Annotated in this window: 4 protein-coding genes and 1 other annotated feature; of the genes, 1 reads left to right on the forward strand and 3 read right to left on the reverse strand. The window is 49.8% G+C overall.

Annotation, left to right across the window (positions count from 1 at the left end):
• Window positions 1–240: 240 nt before the first annotated feature.
• From ON064_RS17245 to ON064_RS17255, 3 genes are read right to left on the reverse strand one after another with little or no spacing between them, the layout of a single operon-like run.
• Window positions 241–1,050: a carbohydrate ABC transporter permease gene (locus tag ON064_RS17245; RefSeq protein WP_274625739.1), complete on the reverse strand. Its 810-nt coding sequence runs from the start codon at window positions 1,048–1,050 to the stop codon at window positions 241–243.
• A gap of 16 nt (window positions 1,051–1,066) precedes the next feature.
• The gene (locus ON064_RS17250) at window positions 1,067–1,942 is read right to left on the reverse strand and encodes a carbohydrate ABC transporter permease (protein ID WP_121300741.1); all 876 of its coding nucleotides are present in this window, start codon (window positions 1,940–1,942) and stop codon (window positions 1,067–1,069) included.
• A gap of 7 nt (window positions 1,943–1,949) precedes the next feature.
• A complete protein-coding gene (locus ON064_RS17255) occupies window positions 1,950–3,209 on the reverse strand; it encodes an ABC transporter substrate-binding protein (RefSeq protein WP_274625740.1) in 1,260 nt (419 codons plus the stop codon).
• A gap of 190 nt (window positions 3,210–3,399) precedes the next feature.
• Window positions 3,400–3,601: a binding site (T-box leader), on the forward strand.
• Window positions 3,602–3,679: 78 nt separating this feature from the next.
• Between ON064_RS17255 and ON064_RS17260 the strand changes: the two genes are divergently transcribed.
• Window positions 3,680–4,493, forward strand: an 814-nt coding sequence (locus tag ON064_RS17260; RefSeq protein WP_274625741.1) for a chorismate-binding protein, incomplete at its 3' end; no start/stop codon positions are given.

Raw genomic sequence — 4,493 nt, forward strand, 5'->3', positions numbered from 1 at the left:
TCCGAAGCTTATCGCTCGCTTTCCGTGGGCTCGCGCCCAAGCCTCCTCAGTCGCTTTGCGCCTTGCGGGGTCTCGGTCGTCTCGCTGATCCACTGGAGTCGAGCGAACGCTTCTCCAAATACTTAGATAGTTCTTTGATTTTTAAATGTGGAATAATGTCACATTCTTTTCATTTATAGAAGATTATAGAGTTTTTCAATACTCTAGAAAAGCCTCCGGAAAAATTCCGGAGGCTTTTTGTTATCCTTTGACGGCGCCGGCTGTGATGCCTGCGACGAAGTAGCGCTGCAGGAAGACATAGGCGACGACCATCGGCGCTGAGGCGATGATGACGCCTGTGAACAGCATCGGATAATTGGTGGAATATTGCCCTTGAAACTCAAGAAGTGCGAGTGGCAAGGTTTTGTAGGCATTGTCCGTGATGAACAGGAGCGGGTATAAAAGGTCGTTCCAGTGCATGACGAACAGAAAAATCGCGGTAGCCGAGATGGAAGGCAAGGATAACGGAATGGCCACTTTCGTGAACATCTTCCAATTGCCGGCCCCGTCGATCGTCGAAGCTTCAAACAATTCTTTCGGTAAAGTTTTCATAAAGCCGGTCAGGATGAATACGGCAATCGGCAAGGTCGAGGAAATGTTGACGAGAATCAGCCCAAGAAGGCTATTCGTCAGCCCGAGGTCCAGCATCAGTGAATAAAGCGGGACCATGATGACTTGTGCCGGTACCATCATGCCGAGCGTGAACACGGCGAACAGCACATTGCCGATCCAATTATTCATGCGCGTAATGCCGAATGCGACCATCGCGGCGAGCAGCAGAGTGAACGAGACCGAGAATAAGGTGACGATGGTGCTATTGAGAAAATAGCCCGCCATGGTTTGTTCCTGGAATATCGCGACATAATTATCGAATTTAAAGCCGCCGTCCGGTAAGCCGAGCGGGTCACGGAATGTTTCCTGAAGTGTTTTAACGGACGTCAACAGGACGACCACTAACGGAATCAGGATCAGCAGCGCATAGATGAGCAGTGAGAATTTCCTGAACAGCAAAATTGCCGCCTCCTTTCTAGTAAGATACGCGGTCTGAGCGCAAGGCCTTGAACTGCAGGTAAGTGATCAATGCGATGATGACCATGAAAATGATGGAAATCGCAGAAGCGTAGCCGAATTGATAGCTCTTGAACGCGACATCGTAAATATACGTCGCGATAATTTCAGTGGAGTTATTAGGCCCGCCGCCGGTCATCGCAAAGACCAAGTCGAAGGCTTTGAACGACTGAATCGTCGTATAGGCGACAACAATGGTGGCGGAAGGTGCAAGCAGCGGCCAAGTAACGCTTTTGAACGTCTGCCACTTGCTGGCGCCTTCGATTTTTGCCACTTCATACAGTTCCTCTGGAATGGCTTGAAGCCCAGCGACAAAGATGATCAGCATCTGTCCCGCATGGAACCACACTTGCGTGATGGCCAGCGAATAAATCGCGATATTGGAATTGCCGAGCCAGTTTTGTGCCAGGAAATCAAGGCCGATGAGCTCGAGCACTTGATTCAGGATGCCCATCGACGGATCGTAGATGAACGCCCAGATGAAGGCGACCGATACTGAAGAAAGAATGGTCGGGAAAAAGTAAAGCGCCCGGAGAAACACATTCGTTTTCGTGTTCTTGATGACGATCAGCGCGAAAGCAAGTGCGACAAGCGTCTGGAACACGACGACCGTCAGCATGAACTTCAAGTTATTGCCGATCGTTTTCTGGAAAATTGAATCGCCCGTAAATGCCCGGGTGTAATTATCGATGCCGACAAACTGGAAGGCGGTGCTTAAGCCGTCCCAGTCGGTAAAGGAATAAAAAAGGGCGCTGATGGTTGGATACAAAAAGAACAAGCTGTATAGGACTAGCCCCGGAAGAAAGAACAGGTAAATGGATTTGGAGATTCTCATGGACTTGTTATTCCCTGTTTTCTTCTACGATTTGCTGGGCTGCTTCAGCGGCCGCCATTGGATCTTCGCCCCCAAGAACGTTTTCGATTGAACTGAGGACCGCATCTTCAATTTGGGCGTTGGTGATCAAAAAGCGCGGCTGGAAACGCGTATTGCGCTCGTCGATCCAATACGAGGTGTTTTGCAAGGCTTCAGACTCGTATTCGACGTCGTTGACAGTCAAATGCTGTCCGGTTTCATTGGCGTATTTGGAAGCCACTTCCGGCTGGCTCAAATAGTCGATGAACGCTTTCGCCTGGTCTTTCTTTTCGGAATTGCTGTTGACGGCCAGCATGAATGTCGCTGTATTGATGCCTTCATAAGTAGCTTCGCTTTCCTCCACTGTAATCGGGGCAAGCAAGTCGAGTTCAAGGTCCGGGTTCAAGTCGAGCAGGGAATTCATGTGATAGGAACCGGTCGCAAGCATGGCTGCTTCCTCGTTCGCTACCATGGCCATCGCGGAATCCTGGTTGGTGCCGAGTGCATCGTCCTGGATATAGCCTTTATCCGCTAGAAGCTTAAAGTCTTCGAGTGTCTTAACCCACCATTCATTCGTTAAGGATTCTTCGCCGTTTTGGAGTTTGGCGAAGACATCTTCATCCGGTGCATTGTTCATCATCATGCTGTTCATGAATTGGTTCGGCCCGATGTCAGCGCCTGGGAACGCAATTGGCGTGATGTCATTTTCTAGCAAGGTATCGGCCATTTCTTGGAATTCCGTCCAGCTTTTCGGCACTTCAAGGCCGAGTTCGTCAAACATGCCTTTATTATAGACCGGCATATTGAACACTAGCTGATAAGGCAGGGCATATTGCGTGTTGTCTTTCTGGCCGACAGCGATCAGGCTTTCGTCAAAATTCGAGACGAATTCTTCTCCGCTCAAGTCTTCAAAAAAGCCGGCGCTTTGTATCGATTCAAATTGTGCGCCCGGGAAAGAAGTGAAAACGTCTCCTGTCGAACCTTCCTGCAGCATGCGCTGTGCCGTCGCCTGGTATTGGTCGGACGGATAGATGTTCTGCTCTACGCGAATATCAGGGTTCGCTTCTTCGAAATCGGCAATGATTTCGTCGAGTACGGCTTTGTCTTCTCCGCGCCAGTGCATAAAGCTGATCTGTGTCGCGTCGCCGCTCTCAGAAGAAGAATCACCGCCTCCGCTTTCGCCTGCACAAGCGCCGAGTATAAGCCCGAGTCCTACTGTTCCTGTTGCCAGCCAAAGTCTGTTTTTCATTTTCAGATACCCCCTTCGATTTTAGAAACATTCTTCTACTATATTTATAACCCAAATCTTCTTATAAATACAGAATTATCTAAATTAAGCGTTTGCTTTCAGTTGACAGACGGCTCTGAATTCCATAAGATGGTCACAAGCTTTTAATTGCGCGGCAACTTTACAGGACTGCGGATACAAAGCGCCACATAAAAAAACGTTGAATAAGAAAAGTAGCGCATGGATAGCTTCTGACAGAGAGCCGGGACAGCTGGAAACCGGTGTGGCACCTGCGTGAATGGACTTATGAGTGGCCATCTGAAAAGAAGGCCCGTCTGCCCCGCGTTATTGGGGTTCAAGTGGAAGCTGAGAGCTTCAAGATGAGGTGGCACCGCGGTCGATCCGTCCTCTGTACGAAATGATCTTATTTCGTGCAGGGGGCTTTTTGTATTGAACCGGTGGTGCCCAAAAGAAAGAGGAGTTGAGCCGAGATGAGAAGAGATGTACAGATCAAGAAAGTAGAAGGAGATAGCTTGACGCCGATCATGGTGTTCCATCGTTTGCAAGGGCCATACAAATGCCTGCTCGAGAGCTCGCTGAAAACGAGTGCAAGCGGCCGGTATTCATTTATTGCGGCGGATCCGTCAAAAGCATTTATCGGATTGAAGGACCAGTTGGAAGTGGTCGATTATCGGAGGGGTGAGCGTTCAATAGAACAAGGGCGCCCGCTTGAGCGAATCAAGGAATTGATGCCGAAAGACGATCGTGATATAGAAGGCTTGCCGTTTACCGGCGGGGCGATCGGCTATATCGGCTATGACGCCATCGCGGCGTATGAGCCGGTCGAGAGCGCCCGTAAAGACAGCCTGAACATGCCGGACATCCATTTGCAGCTATACGAAACGATTGTTGTGTTCGATCATGTCCGCCATGATGTGACGGTCATTTCATTTGAAGGGCGCGCAGATGAAATCGCAGAGCAGCTTGAGCAGGCAGCGGAGAAAGAACCGGGCGACCAGCCGGAAACATTGAATTTCCATTCCGCAACGACGGCTGAACGGTTCCGCGAACAAGTCGAACTGGCCAAACAGGAAATCCGCAAAGGAGAAGTGTTCCAGTTGGTATTGTCGCAGCGTTTGTCTGCGGATTACCAGGGCGATGCTTTCACGTTATATAGAAAACTGCGCAAGCAAAATCCGTCGCCTTACCAGTTTTATATCGACTTTGGCGACTATGCAGTCGTCGGCGCTTCGCCTGAAAGTCTATTGACGATCCGTGGCGGCGAGATGGTGACCAATCCCATCG

This window comes from Planococcus sp. A6 (assembly GCF_028823615.1).
Lineage (GTDB): Bacteria > Bacillota > Bacilli > Bacillales_A > Planococcaceae > Planococcus.